The sequence below is a fragment of the Luteibacter sp. 1214 genome, from assembly GCF_031455395.1.
In the GTDB taxonomy this organism is placed as follows: Bacteria; Pseudomonadota; Gammaproteobacteria; order Xanthomonadales; family Rhodanobacteraceae; genus Luteibacter; species Luteibacter mycovicinus.
On the sequence record NZ_JAVDSQ010000001.1, the window covers coordinates 18,753 to 40,124 of the forward strand.

The 21,372-nt window shown below is 65.6% G+C and carries 18 protein-coding genes; 9 read left to right on the forward strand and 9 right to left on the reverse strand.

Going from position 1 to position 21,372, the window contains the following annotated elements:
• Positions 1 to 75 precede the first annotated feature (75 nt).
• From ligA to J2X57_RS00090, 3 genes are read left to right on the forward strand one after another with little or no spacing between them, the layout of a single operon-like run.
• Positions 76 to 2,466: an NAD-dependent DNA ligase LigA gene (gene ligA, locus J2X57_RS00080; RefSeq protein WP_309862320.1), complete on the forward strand. Its 2,391-nt coding sequence runs from the start codon at positions 76 to 78 to the stop codon at positions 2,464 to 2,466.
• Between the two features lie 47 nt (positions 2,467 to 2,513).
• Positions 2,514 to 3,446: an EF-P lysine aminoacylase EpmA gene (gene epmA, locus J2X57_RS00085; RefSeq protein ID WP_309862323.1), complete on the forward strand. Its 933-nt coding sequence runs from the start codon at positions 2,514 to 2,516 to the stop codon at positions 3,444 to 3,446.
• Positions 3,447 to 3,454: 8 nt separating this feature from the next.
• Positions 3,455 to 3,838: a VOC family protein gene (locus J2X57_RS00090; RefSeq protein WP_043697909.1), complete on the forward strand. Its 384-nt coding sequence runs from the start codon at positions 3,455 to 3,457 to the stop codon at positions 3,836 to 3,838.
• A gap of 111 nt (positions 3,839 to 3,949) precedes the next feature.
• On the opposite strand, the gene J2X57_RS00095 is transcribed toward J2X57_RS00090, so the two are convergent.
• Positions 3,950 to 4,636 (reverse strand): DUF2461 domain-containing protein, encoded by a 687-nt coding sequence (locus J2X57_RS00095; protein WP_036112614.1) that lies wholly within the window; start codon positions 4,634 to 4,636, stop codon positions 3,950 to 3,952.
• 5 nt (positions 4,637 to 4,641) lie between these two features.
• Positions 4,642 to 6,066, reverse strand: a complete 1,425-nt coding sequence (sbcB, locus tag J2X57_RS00100) for an exodeoxyribonuclease I (RefSeq protein ID WP_036112615.1) — start codon at positions 6,064 to 6,066, stop codon at positions 4,642 to 4,644.
• Positions 6,067 to 6,142: 76 nt separating this feature from the next.
• On the opposite strand from sbcB, the gene orn reads away from it, so the two are divergent.
• From orn to J2X57_RS00125, 5 genes are all read left to right on the forward strand, one after another.
• The gene (orn, locus tag J2X57_RS00105) at positions 6,143 to 6,709 is read left to right on the forward strand and encodes an oligoribonuclease (RefSeq protein WP_308847454.1); all 567 of its coding nucleotides are present in this window, start codon (positions 6,143 to 6,145) and stop codon (positions 6,707 to 6,709) included.
• A gap of 3 nt (positions 6,710 to 6,712) precedes the next feature.
• On the forward strand, positions 6,713 to 7,612 hold the full coding sequence (gene folP / locus J2X57_RS00110) for a dihydropteroate synthase (protein WP_309862327.1): 900 nt from the start codon (positions 6,713 to 6,715) through the stop codon (positions 7,610 to 7,612).
• Positions 7,613 to 7,765: 153 nt separating this feature from the next.
• Entirely contained in the window at positions 7,766 to 9,169 is a 1,404-nt protein-coding gene (gene glmM, locus J2X57_RS00115; RefSeq protein WP_079520315.1) for a phosphoglucosamine mutase, read from the forward strand.
• Positions 9,170 to 9,187: 18 nt separating this feature from the next.
• Positions 9,188 to 10,123, forward strand: coding sequence for a 2-oxoglutarate and iron-dependent oxygenase domain-containing protein (locus J2X57_RS00120; protein ID WP_309862331.1), 936 nt, complete (start codon positions 9,188 to 9,190; stop codon positions 10,121 to 10,123).
• Positions 10,124 to 10,195: 72 nt separating this feature from the next.
• Complete coding sequence (locus tag J2X57_RS00125) at positions 10,196 to 10,333, forward strand: hypothetical protein (RefSeq protein WP_176167683.1); 138 nt, start codon at positions 10,196 to 10,198, stop codon at positions 10,331 to 10,333.
• A 115-nt stretch (positions 10,334 to 10,448) separates the two neighbouring features.
• Here the strand turns inward: J2X57_RS00125 and J2X57_RS00130 are convergent, their stop codons facing one another.
• The 5 genes from J2X57_RS00130 to J2X57_RS00150 all read right to left on the reverse strand — a co-directional run bounded on the left by J2X57_RS00130 (position 10,449) and on the right by J2X57_RS00150 (position 16,196).
• Positions 10,449 to 11,345, reverse strand: coding sequence for a DMT family transporter (locus J2X57_RS00130; protein ID WP_309862336.1), 897 nt, complete (start codon positions 11,343 to 11,345; stop codon positions 10,449 to 10,451).
• Positions 11,346 to 11,482: 137 nt separating this feature from the next.
• The gene (locus tag J2X57_RS00135; protein ID WP_309862338.1) at positions 11,483 to 13,633 is read right to left on the reverse strand and encodes an AsmA family protein; all 2,151 of its coding nucleotides are present in this window, start codon (positions 13,631 to 13,633) and stop codon (positions 11,483 to 11,485) included.
• A gap of 130 nt (positions 13,634 to 13,763) precedes the next feature.
• Positions 13,764 to 14,528, reverse strand: coding sequence for a siderophore-interacting protein (locus J2X57_RS00140; protein WP_309862340.1), 765 nt, complete (start codon positions 14,526 to 14,528; stop codon positions 13,764 to 13,766).
• The gene (locus tag J2X57_RS00145; RefSeq protein ID WP_308847448.1) at positions 14,525 to 15,145 is read right to left on the reverse strand and encodes a PadR family transcriptional regulator; all 621 of its coding nucleotides are present in this window, start codon (positions 15,143 to 15,145) and stop codon (positions 14,525 to 14,527) included. The genes J2X57_RS00140 and J2X57_RS00145 overlap by 4 nt, the downstream gene beginning before the upstream one ends.
• Positions 15,146 to 15,230: 85 nt before the next feature.
• Positions 15,231 to 16,196 carry a thioredoxin family protein gene (locus J2X57_RS00150; protein WP_051943543.1) on the reverse strand — a complete coding sequence of 322 codons (966 nt, stop codon included), beginning with the start codon at positions 16,194 to 16,196 and terminating at the stop codon, positions 15,231 to 15,233.
• Between the two features lie 117 nt (positions 16,197 to 16,313).
• Between J2X57_RS00150 and J2X57_RS00155 the strand changes: the two genes are divergently transcribed.
• Positions 16,314 to 17,831, forward strand: coding sequence for a fumarate hydratase (locus J2X57_RS00155; RefSeq protein ID WP_308847447.1), 1,518 nt, complete (start codon positions 16,314 to 16,316; stop codon positions 17,829 to 17,831).
• Here J2X57_RS00155 and J2X57_RS00160 read toward each other — a convergent pair.
• Positions 17,824 to 18,855, reverse strand: a complete 1,032-nt coding sequence (locus tag J2X57_RS00160; protein WP_309862345.1) for an acetate/propionate family kinase — start codon at positions 18,853 to 18,855, stop codon at positions 17,824 to 17,826. The genes J2X57_RS00155 and J2X57_RS00160 overlap by 8 nt on opposite strands.
• Positions 18,852 to 21,233 (reverse strand): phosphoketolase family protein, encoded by a 2,382-nt coding sequence (locus tag J2X57_RS00165; RefSeq protein ID WP_309862348.1) that lies wholly within the window; start codon positions 21,231 to 21,233, stop codon positions 18,852 to 18,854. The genes J2X57_RS00160 and J2X57_RS00165 overlap by 4 nt, the downstream gene beginning before the upstream one ends.
• Positions 21,234 to 21,372 lie beyond the last annotated feature (139 nt).

Consider the following 21,372-nt stretch of genomic DNA (forward strand, 5'->3'; position numbering starts at 1 on the left):
CCTTGCTTTTGACGCGCCTTCGGCCGACAGTTCAGGGTCGCGTCTGCTTCGCTCATGCCATCACGGACCCTGCACATGCCTCAAGCCACCGCCCCCGAAGCTGAAGTCGCGCGCGCCGCCGAGCTGCGCCGCCGCATCGAGGATGCGAACTACCGCTATCACGTCCTCGACGATCCCGATATTGCCGACGCCGAGTACGACCGTCTCATGCGTGAGCTCGAGGCGCTCGAAGCCGAATACACCGATCTGGCCGCACTCGACTCGCCCACGCGTCGTGTCGGTGCGCGAGCTCACGGCGGTTTTGCCGAAGTGACGCATGCCTTGCCGATGCTCTCGCTGGGTAACGCCTTCGAACAGGAGGGCGACACCGATCGCGAGAAGTACCGCGAGGTCGCCGAGTTCGAGCGTCGTATCGAACAGACCCTCGGCCGCAAGCAACCCGTGTTTTCCGTCGAGCCCAAGCTCGATGGCCTCGCCATCAGTCTTCGTTATGAGGACGGTGTCTTCGTACAGGGCGCCACACGCGGCGACGGTGCGGTCGGGGAGGACGTCACCGCCAATCTGCGCACGGTGAAGGCGATTCCGCTGCGCCTGCGCGGTTCGGACTGGCCGCGCGTGCTGGAAGTGCGTGGCGAGGTGATCATGCCGCGTGCTGGCTTCGAGAAGTTCAACGAGCGTGCCCGCGAAGCCGGTGAGAAACCGCTCGCCAATCCGCGCAATGGCGCCGCGGGTTCGCTGCGTCAGCTGGATCCCGCCATCACCGCGAAGCGTCCGCTGGCGTTCTTCGCCTATGCGATCGGTCTGGTCGAGGACGGCGAATTGCCGGATACGCACTCCGCGACGCTGGCGAAGCTGCGCGAATGGGGTTTTCCGGTCTCGCCGGAAGTATCGACGGCGAAAGGCTTCGAGGGTCTCATCACCTACTTCCGCAAGATCGGCGAGAAACGCGACAGATTGCCGTACGACATCGACGGCGTCGTCTACAAGCTCGACGATTACGAAGGTCAGCGGGAAATGGGCTTCGTCTCGCGCGCACCACGCTGGGCCATCGCTCACAAGTATCCGGCGCAGGAGCAGATGACCACCGTCGAGGCGATCGAGATCCAGATCGGTCGCACGGGTGCGGCCACGCCCGTGGCGCGTCTCACGCCGGTGCAGGTCGGTGGCGTCACCGTGACCAATGCGACGTTGCATAACGCCGACCAGGTCGCGCGTCTGGATGTGCGCATCGGCGATACGGTGATCGTGCGCCGCGCCGGCGACGTCATTCCCGAAGTCGCGCGCGTGGTGGAAGAGCGCCGGCCGACGGGGACGGTCGCCTGGCGGATGCCCGCGACGTGTCCCGTGTGCGGATCCGAACTGCTCCGCGAAGAGGGCGCGGCGGCGTATCGCTGCTCCGGTGGCCTGATCTGCGCTGCGCAACGCAAGGAGGCGCTGATTCACTTCGCCTCCCGTCGCGCGATGGACATCGACGGCCTGGGCGATCGCTTTGTCGACGCGCTGGTCGAGTTCGACATGGTGCACACGCCGGCCGATCTGTATGCGATGACCGTCGACCGCTTCGTGCAGATGAAGACGCTGGCCGACGAGCGCGACGGGTCGACGCCGGAGACGGTGAAGCAGGGCAAGGTCGCGACCCGGTGGGCCGAGAATCTCGTAGCCGCCATCGAGGCCAGCAAGCAGTCGACGCTGCCGCGCTTCCTGTTCGGTCTCGGCATCATGCATATCGGCGAGAGCACGGCGAAAACGCTGGCGTCCTGGCTCGGTTCGCTGGAGTTCGTGCGACATACGCCGGCACCGGTGCTGCGAGTGCTGCCCGATATCGGCGACGAAGTGGCGACGTCGATCGCCGCCTTCTTCGAGCAGGAAGGTAACCAGAAGGTCGTCGACGCGCTGCTCGATGCGGGAATCGTTTTCGCCGACGAGGGCGCGCCGTCGCCGAAGCTGCGTGAGCGGCTGGGGCTGGATGTGCTGCTCGATGCGGCGAAGGTGCCCAAGCTGGGTCCGAAGAGCACGGCGACGCTGGCGAAGAACTACGCGAACCTCGATGCGCTGATCAAGGCCGGCGAGCATCAGTGGATCGTCGCCGGTGTGCCGCAGGCGGCGGCGTCGAATCTCAGTGCTTACCTCGCCGACAGCGATCGCGCGGCGGCTCTGCGCGCCAGTGCGGAGGCGATGGCCCGGCTGGCGGAGGCCTTGCCTGCGAAGGCGGCTGCGGCCTTGCCGCTGGAAGGGCTGACCTATGTGATCACCGGCACGATGGAAGCGCTGAAGCGCGATGACGCTACGGAACGGCTCGAAGGTCTCGGGGCCAAGGTGGCGGGGTCGGTGTCGAAGAAGACGACGGCGGTGTTCGCAGGTGAGGCCGCGGGGTCGAAGCTGGATAAGGCGAAGGAGCTGGGCGTGCCGGTTTATACGGAGGCGGATCTGGTGGCGTTGCTGGCCGAGCATGGGGTGGCGCCGTGACGGCGGACCACCGCCGAAAGGGCTGGCTCCCGCCGGGGCGCGAGGCCTTGAGACTGCGGGCGGAGACGCTGGGCCGGATTCGCGCGTTCTTCCTCGAGCGCGGCGTGATGGAGGTGGAGACGCCCATGCTTTCCGCCGCCGGAAACACGGATCCCAATATCCAGAGCTTTACGGCCAGCTTCACCGGCCACGTGGATGCCGGTGCGCGTGAGCGCTGGATGCGTACGTCGCCGGAGTTTCCGCTGAAGCGCCTGCTCGCAGCGGGCGCGGGTGACATCTATGAGCTGGGGCGCGTGTTTCGCAACGGCGAGGCGGGCGGCAGGCACAACCCCGAGTTCACCATGCTCGAGTGGTATCGCGTGGGCTGGGATGACGTGAAGCTGGCGCGCGAGGTGATCGACCTGCTGGAGCGGCTGCTGGTGCAGGCGGGGAAGACGTTCGGCGTATACGAGACGACGTATGGCGGACTGTTTCACGACGCGCTGGGCATCGACCCGCTGGTCGATCCGGTCGAGAAACTTCAGGCGGCCATGACCGGCACGGAGATCGACGGCGAAGGCCTCGAACGCGACGACTGGCTCGACCTCGTGCTGACCCATCGCATCCAGCCGTTTTTTCCGCGCGATCGCATCACGGTGGTGTATGACTTCCCGGCGAGCCAGTGTGCACTGGCGAGGATCCGTCATGACGATCCCCCGGTGGCCGAACGCTTCGAAGCCTATGTCGGGCCGTACGAAGTCGCCAACGGGTACCACGAGCTGAACGATCCCGCCGAGCAGAGGGCACGCTTCGAGCGTGACAACGCGAAGCGGCGTGAGCGGGGCGACCGCGAAGTGCCGATCGACGAGCGCTTGCTGAGTGTGCTCGCGGATATGCCGGATTGCGCGGGCGTCGCGCTGGGCGTCGAGCGCCTGCTGATGGTGCTGGCCGGTACGGATGCGATTGCCGACGTGCTGGCTTTCCCGTTTTCGGAGGCGTGACGATGGGGATGCTCGAGGCCATTCACCACGTCGCGATCATCTGCTCCGACTATGCGAAGTCGAAGGCGTTTTATACCGAGACGCTGGGATTTCGCGTGGTGCACGAGGCGTACCGGGAAGCGCGTGACTCGTGGAAGCTGGACCTGGAAGTGAGCCCAGGCGTGCAGATCGAGCTGTTTTCGTTTCCGTCGCCGCCGAAGCGGCCGTCACGGCCGGAGGCGCAGGGGCTGCGGCACCTGGCGTTTTCGGTAGGCGATATCGATGCGGTCGTGGCGACGTTGGCGGAGCGTGGTGTGGATTGCGAGCCGATTCGTGTGGACGAGTTTACGGGGAAGCGGTTTACCTTCTTTGCCGACCCGGATCATTTGCCGATTGAGTTGTATGAGAACTGAGGCGGGTTGAATCGCCCGCAAGGCGGGCTCCTACAGGTACGGCGGCACCCGGTGCCGATACCCTATGTAGGAGCGCGCCCCGCGCGCGATGCCCGTCCGCGCGCGATCCCCTCAAAACTCCAGCTCCTGCGCCGCACACAGATAATCCACCATCGGCGCGAGCCGCCTGAAGCTGTCCACCACAAACGGAAGCAGCTCCGACGAGCACGCCATCTCCTCATCGAAATTCTGCCCGGCGGCGAAATTCTTCCGCTTCAGATCCTCGATCAGCTCATGGTTCGGATCGAACCCGCGCGGCGGCCGCGTCAGGCTTTCACCCCAGAACTCGAAGCGCTCGCGAAACGCCTTCCCGTGCGTCGCCCGCTTCCATGAATCCGGGTTGTCCGCGAGAAAGTCGCGCAGCTTCTTCAGCACGGGCGGCTCGGGATGCCACATGCCGCCACCGGCGAAGCATTCGCCCGGCTGGATATGCAGATAAAAGCCGGGCGCCTGGATCTCATGCCGGCGCTCATGAAAGAAGCGCGATCCCTGCCAGCCCTTGTACGGCTGCTTGTCATTGGCGAAGCGCGTATCGCGATGAATGCGATACAGCGAGCCGCCGACCTTGCGCGTATCGGCGCGGTAATGCGGGCTGATCTTCTTCAGCGGCGCGTCGAGGTCGCCGATCAGCTGAAGGAACGGCTCGCGTACGTGACGCTCGTAATCCGCCTTGTGATCCTGGAACCACTCGCGGTTGTTGTTGCGCATGAGCGACTTGAAGAAACGAAAGGTCGCGGGCGTGAAATAAGTCTGGGCCATGGGTGTCAGAGCAGTTCGTGGCCCCACGCTTCCAGCTCGTCGAGCAGGGGCAGCGGGGAGCCGGGCAGGGCGCGGAGGGCGGTGAGTTCGAGCTGGTATTCGTCGAGCGTGAGCGAGGTCAGCGGGCCCCTCCGGGTGAGGCGCGCGACGCGGAACGCCTCCCAGCGCTCGTGCTCCTGTACCGAGAGGGTCTCGGGCCAGTTGCGCGCGCGATAACGGAACAGCAGTTCCGCGTAGCGCGGGTCGCGGAATGTGAAGCCACGCGAGCCCAGCTGGTCGGGCGGCGTGGCACGTACTTCGGCGAGCAGCCGCTTGTCCGCGTCGGGCAGGAAGCCGCCGTACAGCGCGAGTTCCGGATCCTCGGCCGGCGGAAACTGGCCGGCCTGACCGTAGATGCGCCGCACCTTTTCGGCGAGGCCTTCCGCCTGGCGCAAAAGGGCGAGATGGCGTTCGACCGCGTCCATGTCCAGGCCGAGGCGGGTGTGGTCGGCACCCTTCAGGACGGAAAGCGGCGCAAGCGCCGGCGCGTTGTTCGCCTTGATCGTGCGCAACGCGATGCGTTCGACCCCTTCGGGCAGGTCGGCGCGCGACGTGAACACGCGGTCGGCCACATCGCCGTCGTCCAGCGCGAGCAGATCGGCGGGATCGGCCGTGAGATCGTAGACGATGATTTCTCCGGCGCGCGACGGATGCGCCGCCAGCGGCGCGATCACGGTCAGGCACTGGCGGCTGGCGGGATAGCGCGACGACACGTGCACCACCGGCGTCATCGCCGCCACGTCCAGCAGTTCGAAGACACGCTGTTTGCGGCGCAGGGCGAAGTACCAGTCCCACAGCTTCGGCTGGTGCCGGCGGATCAGGCGGGCGAGCGCGATCAGGGCTTCGACATCGGACAGCGCGTCGTGCGCGCGGTCCTGCTTGAGCCCATTGGCGGTAGCCAGGTGCTCGAGCCGGAAGCTGGGCAGGCCGTCCTCACGGGTCGGCCAGACGATGCCGTCGGGGCGCAGCGCCTGGCACAGGCGCACGAGGTCGATCAGGTCCCAGCGGGAATTGCCGTTCTCCCATTCGCGACCGTACGGCTCGTAGAAATTGCGGTACAGGAGATGCCGGGTGAACTCGTCATCGAAGCGCAGCGAGTTGTAGCCCACGGTGCAGGTACCCGGCACGGACAGCTGCTCGTGGATCGCGGCGGCGAAGTCGGCTTCGCGCAGGCCTTCACGTGCGGTCAGCTGCGGAGCGATGCCGGTAATCAGGCAGGCCGCGGGCTGGGGCGGCATGTCGCGCGGCGGCTGGCAGTAGATCATCAGCGGCTCGCCGACGATCTCCAGGTTGGCGTCGGTGCGGATGCCGGCGAACTGGCTGGGACGGTCCCGCCGCGGGTCGGAGCCAAAGGTTTCGTAGTCGTGCCAGAAGAAGGTCGGTTCGGCCATCGGCACATCATCTCATGGGTCGACCTGCTTTCCACGCGCACTGCCGTTAGACTGGGCGACACCGTTAGGAGCCCCCATGACCGCAGCGCACGACGACAACCTCATCTGGATCGACCTGGAAATGACCGGTCTGGACACGGACAACGACTCCATCCTGGAGATCGCCACGATCGTGACCGACAAGGATCTGAACGTGCTGGCTGAGGGCCCGGTCTTCGCGATCTCGCATGCCGACGCGCGCCTGCAGCAGATGGACGCCTGGAATCGTAACCAGCACATGCGCTCGGGCCTCTGGGGTCGGGCCGTCGAGTCCGACACCGCACCGGGTGAAGCCGAAACGGCCACCATCGAATTCCTCAGGCAGTGGGTGCCCGCCGGCAAGTCGCCGATGTGCGGCAATTCCATCTGCCAGGACCGCCGCTTCCTGCATCGCGAGATGCCGAAGCTGGAGCGCTTCTTCCATTACCGCAACCTCGACGTATCCACGCTGAAAGAGCTGTCGCGTCGCTGGTCGCCGGACATCGCGCGCGGCTTCAACAAGGACTCCGCTCACACCGCGCTGTCCGACATCCGCGATTCGATCGACGAGCTTCGCTACTACCGTCGCTTCATGGGCCCGATGGGCGGCCCGCAGCAGGGCTGAGCCATGAATCCCTTCGCCACCTCGCTGGACTGCAACGGGCGCGTACTGGTCCTCGACCGGCCGCGCGTCGTCGGCATCGTCAACGTCACGCCGGATTCGTTTTCGGACGGCGGCCGGTACGACACGCTCGACGCCGCCTACGAGCACGCCCTGCGCCTGGTGGAAGAAGGCGCCGACATGCTCGACATCGGTGGTGAGTCCACCCGCCCCGGTGCGGACGACGTCGGCGCCGCGGAAGAAATCCGTCGCGTGGTCCCGCTGATCGAGCGGCTGGCAGCGGCGACCACCGTGCCGCTCTCGATAGACACCTCCAAGGCGGAGGTGATGCGCGCCGCCGTCGGCGCCGGCGCCGGCATGATCAACGACGTCTTCGCGTTGCGTCGTGAGGGTGCGCTCGATGCCGCCGCCGATCTGCGGGTGCCGGTCTGCCTGATGCACATGCAGGGCGAGCCCCGGGGCATGCAGGACGCGCCGGATTACGACGACGTGGTCGGCGAGGTCCATCGCTTCCTGACCGACCGGCTGTTTTCGTGTGAACTGGCCGGCATCGATCGCAGGCGGGTGCTGGTCGACCCGGGCTTCGGATTCGGCAAGAGCCTCGAACACAACCTGGCCCTGCTGCGCGCCACGGGGCGCTTCGCGGAACTCGGCGCCGGGGCGTACGTAGGTCTGTCGCGCAAGTCGATGATCGGCGCCATCACCGGTCGTGACGATCCGCGCGCCCGGGTGTCCGGCTCGGTCGCCGCCGCCCTGATCGCCGTGCAGCGTGGCGCCATCCTGGTCCGCGTCCACGACGTGGCCGCCACGGTGGACGCCCTGGCCGTGCAGCACGCCGTCCAGGCCGGCGACACCGCCGCCCGGGTCGACAAACCCACGATGCCGCGCTGGCCGGACGACGACTGAGACGGGGATCGCGCGCAGGCGCCGGGTCGCGCGCAGGCGCGCTCCTACAGGCGGCTTTCGTAGGAGCGCGCCCTGCGCGCGAAAAGCCAACAAGGCGACGACGCGGCACCCCCCATCCGGAGGTATCCTTCCAACCCCGGAAAGGAATTAGCCATGAGCGAACGCAAATACTTCGGTACGGACGGCATCCGTGGCCACGTCGGCTCATACCCGATCAGCGCCGACTTCATCCTGCGACTGGGCCGCGCCGCCGGTGCCGTGCTGGCGCGCCGCCGCGCCGCCGACCGCCGCGGGGCCGGTGCCGGTCCCGATCGCCGCGACCCCAACCGCAAGGTGCTGGTTGTCATCGGCAAGGACACCCGCGTGTCCGGCTACATGTTCGAAGCCGCGCTGGAAGCCGGTCTGGTCGCCTCCGGTGCCGACGTCCGCCTGCTCGGCCCGATGCCCACACCGGGCGTGGCTTACCTGACGCGTTCCCTGCGCGCCGACGCCGGTATCGTCATCAGCGCCTCGCACAATCCGCACCAGGACAACGGCATCAAGTTCTTTTCCGGGCAGGGCGAAAAGCTGGACGATTCGCTGGAGGCCGAGATCGAGGCCGAGCTCGAGGCGGACTTCGCCACCGTGGCGTCCGAAGCGTTGGGCAAGGCCCGCCGCGTCGACGACGCGGTGACCAAGTACGCCGAGTTCTGCAAGTCCACCGTGGCCGACGAGTTCTCGCTGCGCGGCATGCGTCTGGTGCTGGACTGCGCCCACGGCGCCACCTACCAGGTCGCGCCCAAGGTGTTCACGGAGCTGGGGGCCGAGGTCTCGACCATCGGTGCCGAGCCGGACGGCCTCAACATCAACCGCGGCGTCGGCTCCACGGCCCCCGAGGCGCTGGCCAGGGCCGTGGTCGAGCGCGGGGCCGACCTGGGCATCGCCTTCGACGGTGACGGCGACCGCGTCCGCATCGTCGATGCCGACGGCTCGGTCACCGATGGCGACGACATGCTCTACGTGATCGCGCGCCACTGGAAGCGCAAGGCATCCCTGCCGGGTCCCGTCGTCGGCACGCTCATGAGTAACTACGGCCTGCAGCGTGCGCTGAAGGCGATGGACATCCCCTTCGTGCGCGCCAACGTGGGCGACCGCTACGTCCTGCAGCAGCTCAAGGAACACGGCGGCATCCTCGGCGGCGAGACGTCCGGGCACGTGCTGTGCCTCGACCGCTTCACCACGGGCGATGGCATCGTCGCCGCGCTGGCCCTGCTCGAATGCCTGGCCGAGACGGGCGAGACCTTCGGCGAGGCCCGTGCCGGCCTGGTCAAGCTGCCGCAGACGATGCTCAACGTGCGCGTGCAGGGCGCCAAGGCGGCGCTGGGCAGCGACACGGTGAAGCAGGCGCTTGCCGAGGTGGAAGCCGTACTGGAAGGCCGCGGGCGCGTCGTACTGCGGGCTTCGGGTACCGAACCGCTGGTCCGCGTCACCATCGAGGCCGCCGACGCGGCCGAAGTGGAACGTCTGGCGGGGCAGCTGGCCGAGGCCGTAAAATCGGCGGCCCAGGCAACCGCCTGAACGAAATCCGGAAGCAGCATGAAGAAGGTTCCCACCCTCGATATCCGTCGTTACGAGACCGACCGCGACGCCTTCGTCGCCGAGCTCGGCGCGGCCTATCGCGAATTCGGTTTCTGCGGCATTAGCGGTCACGGCATCCCGAAGGAAGCCATCGACGGCGCGTACGACGCCTTCGTGCGCTTCTTCGCGCTGCCCGACGAGACCAAGCGGCAGTACCACATCCCCGGCGGTGGCGGTGCGCGCGGCTACACGCCGTTCAAGGTCGAGACCGCCAAGGACAGCAAGTTCGCCGATCTCAAGGAGTTCTGGCACATCGGTCGCGAGATCCCGCGCGACTCGAAGTTTGCCGACGTGATGCCGGCCAACGTGTGGCCGTCCGAGGTGCCGGACTTCAAGGAAAAGGGCTACGGCATCTACGAGGCGCTGGACCAGCTCGGCGCGCGCGTGCTCCGCGCCCTGGCCCTGCACATCGACCTGCCGGAACGTTTTTTCGACGACAAGATCGACTCGGGCAATTCCATCCTGCGTCCGATCCATTACCCGCCGATCGTGCAGGACGACGTGCCCAACGTGCGCGCCGGTGCGCACGAGGACATCAACTTCATCACGCTGCTGGTGGGCGCGAGCGCGGAGGGCCTCGAGGTCCTCACGCGTGAAGGTGAGTGGCTGCCGATCACCACCGAGGGCGACGCCATCGTCGTCAACATCGGCGACATGCTGCAGCGCCTCACCAACCACGTGTACCCGTCGACGACGCACCGCGTGACCAACCCGCAGAACGCCAACGCGCGCAAGCCGCGCTATTCGGTGCCGTTCTTCCTGCATCCGAACCCGGATGTCGTGCTGGACGTGCTGCCGTCCTGCATCACGCCCGAGAACCCGAAGCGGTACCCGGAGCCGATCACGGCGCACGAGTATCTTCAGGAACGTCTGCGCGAGATCAAACTGATCTGACTCCGCCTTAGCGGCTTTTTCACCGGGAGGGTCCCACGATGGACCCTCCCGGTTTTCGTTCCGGAGTACCTCGTGAAGACATCCAGCCAGCAAACGCCGGCCAAGCCGTCGTCTACCCGAAAAAAGGCCGCCTCCACCAAGGGCAGCGTGCGCACCTCCGGTAAGCGCGTGCGCCGCCAGCGCACGATGCGCGCACGCGGCCGGGCATAAACAGCGCCATCCCCCACGCAAAGCTCCTGTAGGAGCGCGCCCCGCGCGCGACATCCCTTGCAGAAGCCTGCCCCGCGCGCGATGTCCCATGCAGGAGCGCGTCGCGCACGCGACCCTAAGGCACCACCAGATCCGACGTCTCCGCCTTCTCACCCCTATGCAGATAAGGATGAGCAAACACGGCGCCCAGAATGATCGCCACCCCCACATAAAACGCCCAGCCCAGTTCCTTCTGCTCTCCCAGCAGCGGAATGGCCAGGACGATCGCATACACCGGCTCCAGATTCGTCACCATCTGCGTCGCGAAGGCGGTGAGATGCCGTAATGCCGTCAGCGCCAGGACGAACGGCAGCAGCGTGCACCCATAGGCCAGCAAGACGATCAGCGCCCCGTCATGCAGATCGGGCACGGGGAATGCCGTGCCCGGCATGAACGGTGCAAGCACGGTAAGGAACAGGGTGCCCGTGCCCAGCTCGATACAGGTCACGGTGAGCGAATCGGCCTTATCGATGAGCCGCTTGTTGAACGCGCTGAAGAACGCCACGAACAACGCGGACAGCACGCCAACAGCGAGGCCGATCCGCATCTCACCCGGCACGCCGCCGGCGACCAGCGCCACGCCGGGCACGACGGCGGCACCGATCAGCAATTCGCGTGGATCGAAACGTCGTCCGGCCACCCAAGGCTCGACCATGGCCAGAAATGCGGGGCATAGCGCGATACACGTCGCGGCGACCGAGGCGTTGGCCAGTTTGATCGCGCCGTAAAACGTCAGCCAGTGCAGCGCGACGATGACGCCGATCCCCGCATAGGACAGCAGCAGCTTTGGCGGAAGCGCGCGTATCGCTCGCCATACCCGGGGCAGGCAGAGCAGGGTTCCCGAGACCAGCAACATTCGCCACCAGACCAGGGGCAGGGCGGCCAGGGTGATCAGCTTGCCGAGGATGGCGGTAAAGCCCCAGAGCAGGACGCAGAAGTGGATCTGGAGATGGGCTTTACGGGAAGGCGACATGCGCGAAGCTTGCCGGGGCCGTGGCGCATCCACAAGCGCCACATCGCACCCATAGGAGCGCGCCTTGCGGGCGATGCTCTTGGTCAATGCCCGTCAGGGCAAAAAGCATCGCGCGCAGGGCGCGCTCCTACGGTGGGTTACCGGCCCTTGGTCTTCCCAGCCGGCGGGGCCTTAGGCGGGTTGTTCCGGATGTCGTCGAGCAACGGCTTGCACTGCGTCGCATCCGCTTTGCCGCTCTCCGGCACCGCCAGGGCACCGAGGGCAGCGACAGGAGCGGCAAACACCGCCAGCGCCGCCGCACCGCCCGCACGCAGGATCAGCGGCCCGGCATGCACGCCGACCGAGGGGTTCTTCATCGTCCCGTGCACATACAGCGGCGAGCGAAGCGAGAAGAGACGGAAACCCTTCGTATGCGGAACGATGTCGAGGTTCAGCTTTTCATCCCGGAAGTTGATATTGCCGTTGACATTGATCAGAGCCTTCTCGGTATCCAGCGCGAAGAGGCGCGACTCCATGTCGCCGTTGGTCGCCACCAGATCGGCGGCCATGCAGTTGATCTTGACTACCTCATCGCCGAAGAGCTTGTTCACCGCGTAGCTGCCGACATTCAGGCCGGCGAGTTCCAGCAGCGAGCTGCTGATGGCGCCGTCGTTGATCAGCAGCTTCACCTCGCCGTTCGAGCTGCCCAGCAGGGCGGCGGGCGAGTTGCCGGTGGCGGTGAGGGAAGCATCGCCGTTGAGCTCACCGAAGCTGGTCTGCATCGGCGCGAAGGTCGGGAAGAGCTCCTTCAGCTTCAGATGACGGGCGCCCAGATTGAAGCCACCCCTCAAGGGCGTCTTCGATCCGTCCAGTTTGATGTTGCTGCCGACCGTGCCGCCGGCCACGCCGAACTTCAGCGGGTCGAGGATCAGCACGGCGTCCTTCATGATGAGGTGGGTGTAGAGGTTGTCGATCGGCAGACGCTCACCGTGGACGATCTTCACGCCAGTGAATTCGACATCCGCGTCCATGGCGTTCCAGCGATCGGTCTTGAACGGCTCGACGGGCAGCACCTTGTCGTTAGGTTGCTTCACCGCGTCGCCGCGCTCGGCCTTCTCTTCGTTCGAGCCACCGCCGATGAGCGGGGCCAGATCGCTGAAGAGCAACTGGTTGGACTTGAGCGCGCCGGTCAGCTTCGGACGCGGCCCGCCCGTGTTGAACGTCAGGCTCCCGCCCAGGTCGCTGCCTCCCACCTTGCCGGTGAAGTGGTCGTAGGTGAAGACGCTGGCGCCCTTCTTCAGATTGGCCTTGAGGTGGCCCTCGGTGGCGAACGGCGGCGTGTCCGGCAGGGTCACGCCGGTCAGGTCATACAGATGCGACATGCTCGTGCCGGAAAACCACAGGCGGACGTCCAGCGCGCCCATGTTGATCGGGTCGGTAAGGGTACCGACGAAGGCGATATGCGTATCGCCGAAGCGCGCGTCGGCCGCGACCGGGAAGGGACGGTTCGAGTCGCGGAGCGCGAGCACGCCGCCGGTCTTCGCCTTTGCGGTCACCGTCGACTTCTTGTACGTGCCCTTGGCTTCCCACGCGAACTGATAGACCTGCTTCTTCTTGGTCTCGTCGTTGCGGTCCTTCTCGTCCGCGTCGCTCTTCGACATCGCTTTGGCGCTGGCGCCCGTGGTCTTCTTTGCCTGCGCGCGCGAGTCGGTCTCCTGCTGCGCCATGATCTCGTCGAACGGGATGCCCTTGCTCAGTGGCGTCACGTCGATGCCCATGGCGATCTGGGTCTGCGCATCGTTGAAATCGATGTGACCCTTGTCGAACGCGATCGCGTTGAGTTCGAGCTGCCACTCGGACGGGCCCGTGCTTTCCGGCAGCTTGAAGGTCCACGTGTTGTCACCGTTCTTCACCCGCTGAAGATCGATCTTCGGCTGGCCAAGACGGATCTCCGGCACCACGATGCGGTGCGAGATCAGCGGGAAGGGCGAGAGGCGGAACTGGAGGGAGTCGAGCGTCGCGAACTGCTTCGTCTTCGCCCAGTCGGGATTGGCGACGGTGATGTCACGCGCTTCGAAGTGCGGCCAGGGGATCAGGCTGACCAGCCCGCTTTCACCCGGCTCGCGCGACCAGTGCGCGGAAAGGTCGCCATTGATCGCGAAAGGACGGCCGATGGCCTCCGAGACCTTCTCGTTGATCGTCGGCTTCAACCGGTTCCAGTCGAAGAACGCGATGAACAAGATGATCGCAACGATCAGCAGGACGAAGATCCCGATAACCCAGGCCAGTATTTTCCTTCCACGTCGCATCGTCACTTCTCCACTCCCATAACGGAGACAGAGGTAACGTGATCGCCGCCAACGTTATGTGTTCACGGAAGGCGGCGATTAAGCGTCGTGCAGGGGAGGTGATTGCGGGAGTATCGGAGGCCCCGCGGCATCAGTCGGCCTGCCAGTACCCCGTCGCCTTCACCCAGTCTTTGTCGATCCCGCGCGTTTCGACGAGCAGCGAACGCAGGGATCGCGCACGCTTCGACTCCGTGGCCACCCACCAGAACGTGTCGCCACCCGGGATCGGCAGCGCCGCCAGCGTATCGTCCAGCGACGGCACCGAGCGATCGCGTACGAACCAGTGCACATCCCGCGCGAGTATCTGCTTCTCTTCGTTGGAGCCGATCTCGACCAGTACGGTCACGGGTGTCGAGGCAGGCAGCTCCTCGAGCCAGCGGCCGATGGCAGGCAGCGCGGTTTCGTCGCCGACCAGCACGTAATGATCGAAGTCGTGGGGCACGATCATCGATCCCCGCGGCCCGCCGACACCGAGGGTGTCACCGACCTTCACCCGCTCCGCCCAGGTCGAGGCCGGGCCTTCCCCGTGCAGAACGAAGTCGATGTCGAGCTCGTTATGCGCGGCGTTGTAGCGGCGCGGCGTGTAATCCCGGGCGGGCGACGGGGTGACACCCTCGGCGAACACCGGGCCTTCCGGGGTCATCGTCGGCGTGTTGATCGCGCCGTCGTCGACGGGGAAGAACAGCTTGACGTGGTCGTCGGGCGAGGCGGTGACGAAGCCCTCGAGGTCCGGGCCGGTGACCGTCACCCGCACCATGTGCGGGGTCAGGTTCTGCACCCGGGACACGCTGAGCTTGCGCATCTTCAGTTCGTGGCGGACGCGGGTGATGGCGTGGCGCTCGGTGATACCGCTCATGCGCTGCGCTCCGCGATGGCCCTGGCGGTGGCTTCGAGCAGCTTTGCGACGCGATGCAGCTCGGCCTCGTCCCATGCCTTGTGGTGGTTGATCAGCTGGTGCTTCAGTGTGTGCATCGCCTCGCGTACCTCGTTGGGAACGCTCATGCGGCGCATGTGGCGCGACATGACCTGCAGGCGCTCGGTCAGGGCTTCCAGCGTGTCGCGGTTCTCCTGAAGGAAGGTGCTGCCGGCTTCGGTGATCGCGTAGAGCTTCTTGCCGCCGGTCTCGGCCTCGACCCGGGCGTAGCCCAGCTCTTCGAGCATGGTCAGGGTGGGATAGATGGCGCCCGGGCTCGGGCTGTACTGGCCCTCGAACATCTCCTCGATGGTGCGGATCAGCTCGTAGCCGTGGCGCGGCTGCTCTTCGATCAGGGCGAGCAGAAGGAGGCGCAGGTCGCCGGTGCCGAACATGCGGCCGCCGAAACGACCGCCGCCGCGGCCGCCGCGCATACCGTCGCCGCGGTCGTCGAAGCCGAAGGGGCCGCCGCCGAAGCGGCCGCCCGGACCGCCGCGGCCCATGGCCATGGCCGCCATCTTGTCGTGGAAGCGGTGTTTTGCGTGGTGGAAAAAGTGCATGGGGGTGCTCCAGATATATCGTACGTAGTGGTCGTACGATATATCTTAAGAAACACTCTTGGCAAGACCCGCGCTGGCGCCGCTCCTAGCCGAAGGTGAACGTGAACGCGTGGAACCCGCCCTTCGGAATCTTGATCGTCAGCACGTGGTCCTTGTATCCGTCGCCATCGAACAGGGTGTACAGCTGGCTCTTCTGGACGGTCACCGGCGCCATCGGCTTGCCGTCCACCGCGATCTCCAGTGTCACGGCATCGTTTGCGCTCGCCACCATATGCACCTTCTTCGCCTTGAAATGCAGGCGAATCTCACCGTTGGCGCCCACCAGCGTGGCGTTCTGGCGACCGATCTCCCACTTGCCGATCAGTGCGAACTGGTTGAGCTCCAGCCTCGACGGCGCCGTGAAATCGCGGGTACCGGCGCTGTCGCCGCCCGGGCTGGCATTGTTCTTCGCACGGTCGCTGCCGAAATACATTTCCGGCGAGCCCAGCTGGGTGAAGTCCGGCGCGTCCTTGTCGGCTTCGGCGGTGGCCTCAAGACGGGGCAGGCCGAGCAGGGTACGGATCGCGTTTTCCATCTCGGCGTAATTGCCCTCGCCGAAATGATGGGCGATGACGTTGCCGCGCTGGTCGACCAGATACTCGGCCGGCCAGTACTGGTTATCCCAGGCGTCCCAGGTCTCCAGATCGTTGTCCTGGGCCACCGGGTACTTGATGTTGTACTTCGCGATGGCGTCGCGGACGTTGCCGTCCTGCTTCTCGAAGGCGAACTCCGGCGAGTGAACGCCGACGATCACCAGACCCTTGTCCTTGTACTGGTCGTACCAGCGGGTGACGTGGGGCAGGGTGCGCAGGCAGTTGATGCAGGAATACGCCCAGAAGTCGATCAGCACGACCTTGCCGCGCAGGCTCTTCATGGTCAGGGGCTTGGAATTCTGCCAGTTGGCGATGCCGGCGAATTCCGGGGCGGTCTGGGCGGCCATGGCGGGCGTGGCCGCCGCGAAGGCGGTCAGCGCGACGAGCAGGGCGAAAAAGGTGTGACGTAGCTGACGCATGAAAACTCCGTGGTTCCTGGGTACCGGAAGAAGACCGGTCGATCGCCCGGCACCTTACACCGGCCGGGTGCGCTAAAATCGCTGCTTTGCCAGCCCCCGCGAGCCAGCCGAAGCGCCATGACCTCGATCAAGCAGGACGACCTCATCACCAGCGTCGCCGACGCTCTCCAGTACATCTCGTACTATCACCCGGTCGACTACATCAAAAACCTCTCCGCCGCATACGAGCGTGAAGAGTCGCCGGCCGCCAGGGATGCCATCGCCCAGATCCTGATCAACTCGCGCATGTGCGCCGAGGGGCACCGCCCGATCTGCCAGGACACCGGCATCGTTACGGTGTTTCTCAAGGTCGGCATGAACGTGCGCTGGGACGATGCGACGATGGGCGTCGAGGACATGGTCAACGAAGGTGTGCGTCGCGCCTACAACCATCCGGACAACAAGCTGCGCGCCTCGGTCCTGGCCGACCCTGCGGGCAAGCGCATGAACACCCGCGACAACACGCCGGCCGTGGTCAACGTGTCGATCGTGCCGGGCGACAAGGTCGACGTGATCGTCGCCGCCAAGGGTGGCGGTTCGGAAGCCAAGTCCAAGTTCGCGATGCTCAACCCGTCCGATTCCATCGTCGACTGGGTGCTGAAGACCGTGCCGACGATGGGCGCCGGCTGGTGCCCGCCGGGCATGCTCGGCATCGGTATCGGCGGCACCGCTGAGAAAGCGATGCTGCTGGCGAAGGAAGCGCTGATGGAGCCGATCGACATCGTCGACCTCATCGCGCGCGGTCCGTCCAACCGTGCCGAAGAACTGCGCATCGAGCTGTACGAGAAGGTCAACGCACTGGGGATCGGCGCGCAGGGCCTCGGTGGCCTGACCACCGTGCTCGACATCAAGGTCAAGGATTACCCGACCCACGCCGCCAACCTGCCAGTCGCGCTGATTCCCAACTGCGCCGCCACGCGTCATGCGCACTTCGTGCTCGACGGCTCCGGCCCGGTGGCGCTCGATCCGCCGTCGCTGGAAGACTGGCCGAAGCTCACCTACGACTCGTCCAAGGGCCGTCGCGTCGACCTCGACACGATCACCCGTGAGGACGTGCTCGACTGGAAGCCCGGCGAAACGATCCTGCTCAACGGCAAGCTGCTCACCGGTCGCGACGCCGCGCACAAGCGCATGATCGACATGTTGAACCGCGGCGAGACGCTGCCGGTCGACTTCACCAACCGCTTCATCTACTACGTCGGCCCGGTCGATCCGGTGCGCGACGAAGTGGTGGGCCCGGCCGGTCCGACCACCGCGACGCGCATGGACAAGTTCACCCGCCAGATGCTCGAGACCACCGGTCTGCTCGGCATGGTCGGCAAGAGCGAGCGCGGTCCGGCCGCTATCGAGGCCATTCGCGACAACAAGGCCGTTTATCTGATGGCCGTGGGTGGTTCGGCGTACCTGGTGTCCAAGGCGATCAAGGCGTCGCGGGTGCTGGCGTTCGAAGACCTCGGGATGGAAGCGATCTACGAGTTCGAGGTGAAGGACATGCCGGTGACGGTAGCGGTCGACAGCGCCGGCACGTCGGTGCATGAGACCGGCCCGAAGGAATGGAAGTCGAAAATCGGCAAGATTCCCGTAGTCGTCATGTAGGAGTCAGGTGCCATGTGTGGCGGGCGATCTGCTCATCTTCTTCCGTCACCATCACCCGTGACGGAACATCGCCGATCCACTGCAGCCCCGCGAGAATCGCATCGCGGGTTACCGCATCGTTCTCGCCGATACCGCCGGTGAACACCAGCAGATCGATGCCGCCAAGCGATGCGACCATCGCCGCGATCTGCTTCCGCGCTACATGCACGAACACATCCTGAGCGAGCGTCGACGCCTCGTTATCCATCGCATGCAACTTGCGCATGTCGCTGATACCGCCGGAAAGCCCCTTCAGGCCGGCCTCCCGATCGACCAGTTTTTCGAGCCGCTCCGCATCGTAGCCACGCTCGCGCATTAGGTAGAGCAACACGCCCGGGTCCAGATCGCCCGGTCGCGTCCCCATCACGATGCCGCCGGTGGGCGTGAGCCCCATGGTCGTATCGACCGACCGCCCGTCGCGTACCGCGCACAGGCTCGCGCCATTGCCCAGATGGGCGATGACGACCCGCGACGGAATGCCCTCGCCCAGCTGTCGGACGATCGACTCGTACGAGAGCCCGTGAAAGCCATACCGCTCGATACCACCCTCACGCAGATCCGCCGGCAAGGGCAGGGTCTTCGCGACCAGCGGCATCGACGCGTGAAAGGCCGTGTCGAAACACGCCACCTGCGGCAGGTCCGGGAAACGTTCCCTGCACCGTTTCACCATCGCCACCGCGGGCGGCACGTGCAGTGGCGCGAACGCGCGCGCCTCGTCGAGGTGCGTCATCATCGCCTCGTCGATACGCGCATGCTTCCGCACACGGGGTCCGCCGTGCACGATGCGGTGACCGATCGCATCGGGGGAGGGCAGGGACTGTTTCGATAACGCATCGACGATGCCCGCCAGCGGATCGGCATCGGCGGGGCCGTCCGTCTGCCCGGTAAGCAGCGCCTCGCACCGATCGCCATCGACGCGGTACAGGCCGTATTTCAGCGACGACGACCCCGTGTTGAGGGCCAGTACATGGCCGGTGGCGCTCACGAGGGATCCTTCCCGTGCGATGCCGCCTCTTCCGCCTTCCACTGCCAGTCGCGCACCTCCGGCAGGTCCTGCCCGTGCTCACTGACGTACAGCTTGTGTCGCTGGATATCCGACCAGTAACGCTGCGTCGCCTTCTCGCGCTCACCGGCCAGGCGCGGAATGCGGTTGATCGCATCGAGGGCCAGCTGGAAGCGGTCCATATTGTTCAGCACCATCATGTCGAGCGCGGTGGTGGTCGTGCCTTCTTCCTTGTAGCCGCGCACATGGATATTGTCGTGGTTGTGCCGGCGATACGTCAGCTTGTGGATGATGCCGGGATAGCCATGGAAGGCGAAGATCACCGGCTTATCTTTGGTGAACAGATCGTCGAACACGTCGTCGTCCATGCCGTGCGGATGTTCTTCCGGCTGTTCCAGCGACATCAGGTCGACCACGTTGACCACGCGGATGCGGATGTCCGGCACGTATTCGCGCAGCAGCATGACGGCGGCGAGAATCTCCACGGTCGGCGCGTCACCCGCGCAGGCCATGACCACGTCGGGATCCTCCCCGCCACGGCCGGCCCATTCCCAGATGCCCGCCCCGGCGGCACAGTGACGGATCGCACTCTCCATATCCAGCCACTGCCAGTCCGGCTGCTTGCCCGCGATGATCACATTGACGTAGTGGCGGCTGCGCAGGCAGTGATCGGCGACGGAGAGCAGGCAGTTGGCATCGGGTGGAAGATAGATGCGCACGATCTCGGACTTCTTGTTCGCCACGTGATCGATAAAGCCGGGATCCTGATGCGAGAACCCGTTATGGTCCTGGTGCCAGACGTGCGAGCTCAGCAGGTAGTTGAGCGACGCGATCGGCGGACGCCACGACATCTTCCGGGTGACCTTCAGCCACTTCGCATGCTGGTTGAACATCGAATCGATGATGTGGATGAAGGCCTCGTAGCACGAAAAGAAACCATGGCGGCCGGTGAGCAGATAGCCTTCGAGCCAGCCCTGGCACTGGTGCTCGCTCAGTACCTCCATGACGCGGCCGGCGGGGGAGAGGTTCTCATCCACCTCTTCGTATTCCGCCAGCCAGGTCTTGCCGCTGGCTTCGTAGACGGCTTCGAGCCGGTTCGACGCGGTCTCGTCGGGCCCGAACAGGCGGAAGGTCTGCATGTTCTGCCGCATTACGTCGCGCAGGAACCTGCCGAGCACGCGCGTGGCTTCGGCCTTGTGGTCACCCGGTGTCTTCACGTCTTCCGCGAAACTGCGGAAGTGCGGCATATGCAGCTGCTTCAGCAACTGGCCGCCATTGGCATGGGGATTCATGCCCATGCGGCGCTGACCCGTGGGTGCCAGCGAAGCGAATTCGTCCCGGAAACGCCCGTGTTCGTCGAAGAGTTCGTGCGCGTCGTAGCTCTTCATCCAGTCTTCGAGGATCTTCAGATGCTCATCGGTCTCGAACTTCGCGATGGGCACCTGATGAGCGCGCCAGGTGCCTTCCACCGGCTTCCCATCGACTACCTTCGGGCCGGTCCAGCCCTTGGGGCTGCGCAGCACGATCATCGGCCAGCGCGGGCGCACGGCATCGGCGGCATCATCGCTGCGGGCGGCCTCCTGAATGCGTCGGATCTCGTCGAGGCAGGTGTCGAGCGCCGCCGCGAAGTCCTGATGCATCGGCTCGAACTCGTGGCCTTCGACGAAGTGCGGCTCGTAGCCGTAGCCGCGCATCAGGTCGCGCAGTTCCTCCGGTTCGATGCGCGCGAGCACGGTGGGATTGGCGATCTTGAAGCCGTTGAGGTGCAGGATCGGCAGGACCGCGCCGTCGCGTGCGGGGTTGAGGAACTTGTTCGAATGCCACCCCGTGGCCAGTGCGCCGGTCTCGCCTTCACCATCGCCGACTACGCAGGCGACGATGAGGTCAGGGTTGTCGAACGCTGCGCCGAACGCGTGTGACAGCGAGTAGCCGAGTTCACCGCCTTCATGGATCGAACCCGGCGTTTCGGGTGCGACGTGGCTCGGAATGCCGTACGGCCACGAGAACTGGCGGAACAGTTCGCGCATGCCCGCTTCGCTGCGGTCGATGTGCGGATAAATCTCGGTGTACGACCCTTCCAGATACGTATGCGCGACCAGGCCGGGACCGCCATGGCCGGGACCGATGACGTAGATCATGTTGAGATCGCGTTCGACGATCGCGCGATTGAGATGCGTGTAAATGAAGTTCAGGCCGGTAGTCGTGCCCCAGTGTCCAAGCAGCCGGTGCTTGATGTGTTCCTTGCGCAGCGGCTCCTGCAGCATCGGATTGTCGCGGAGGTAGATCTGTCCCACGGTGAGGTAGTTGGCGGCACGCCAATAGGCGTGCATGCGACGGAGCAGGTCGGGCGCGAGCGTCATGAGTGCTTCCAGGCGACGGGGTCGCCAAACAGGCTAAGCGCGCGAGGATTGTCCCGGCGTGAACGAAACGGCCCTGACTTCGTTTAATCGTGCGGCGGAACGCCGCGACGCGATGACGAACCGGTCAGATGACGGATCG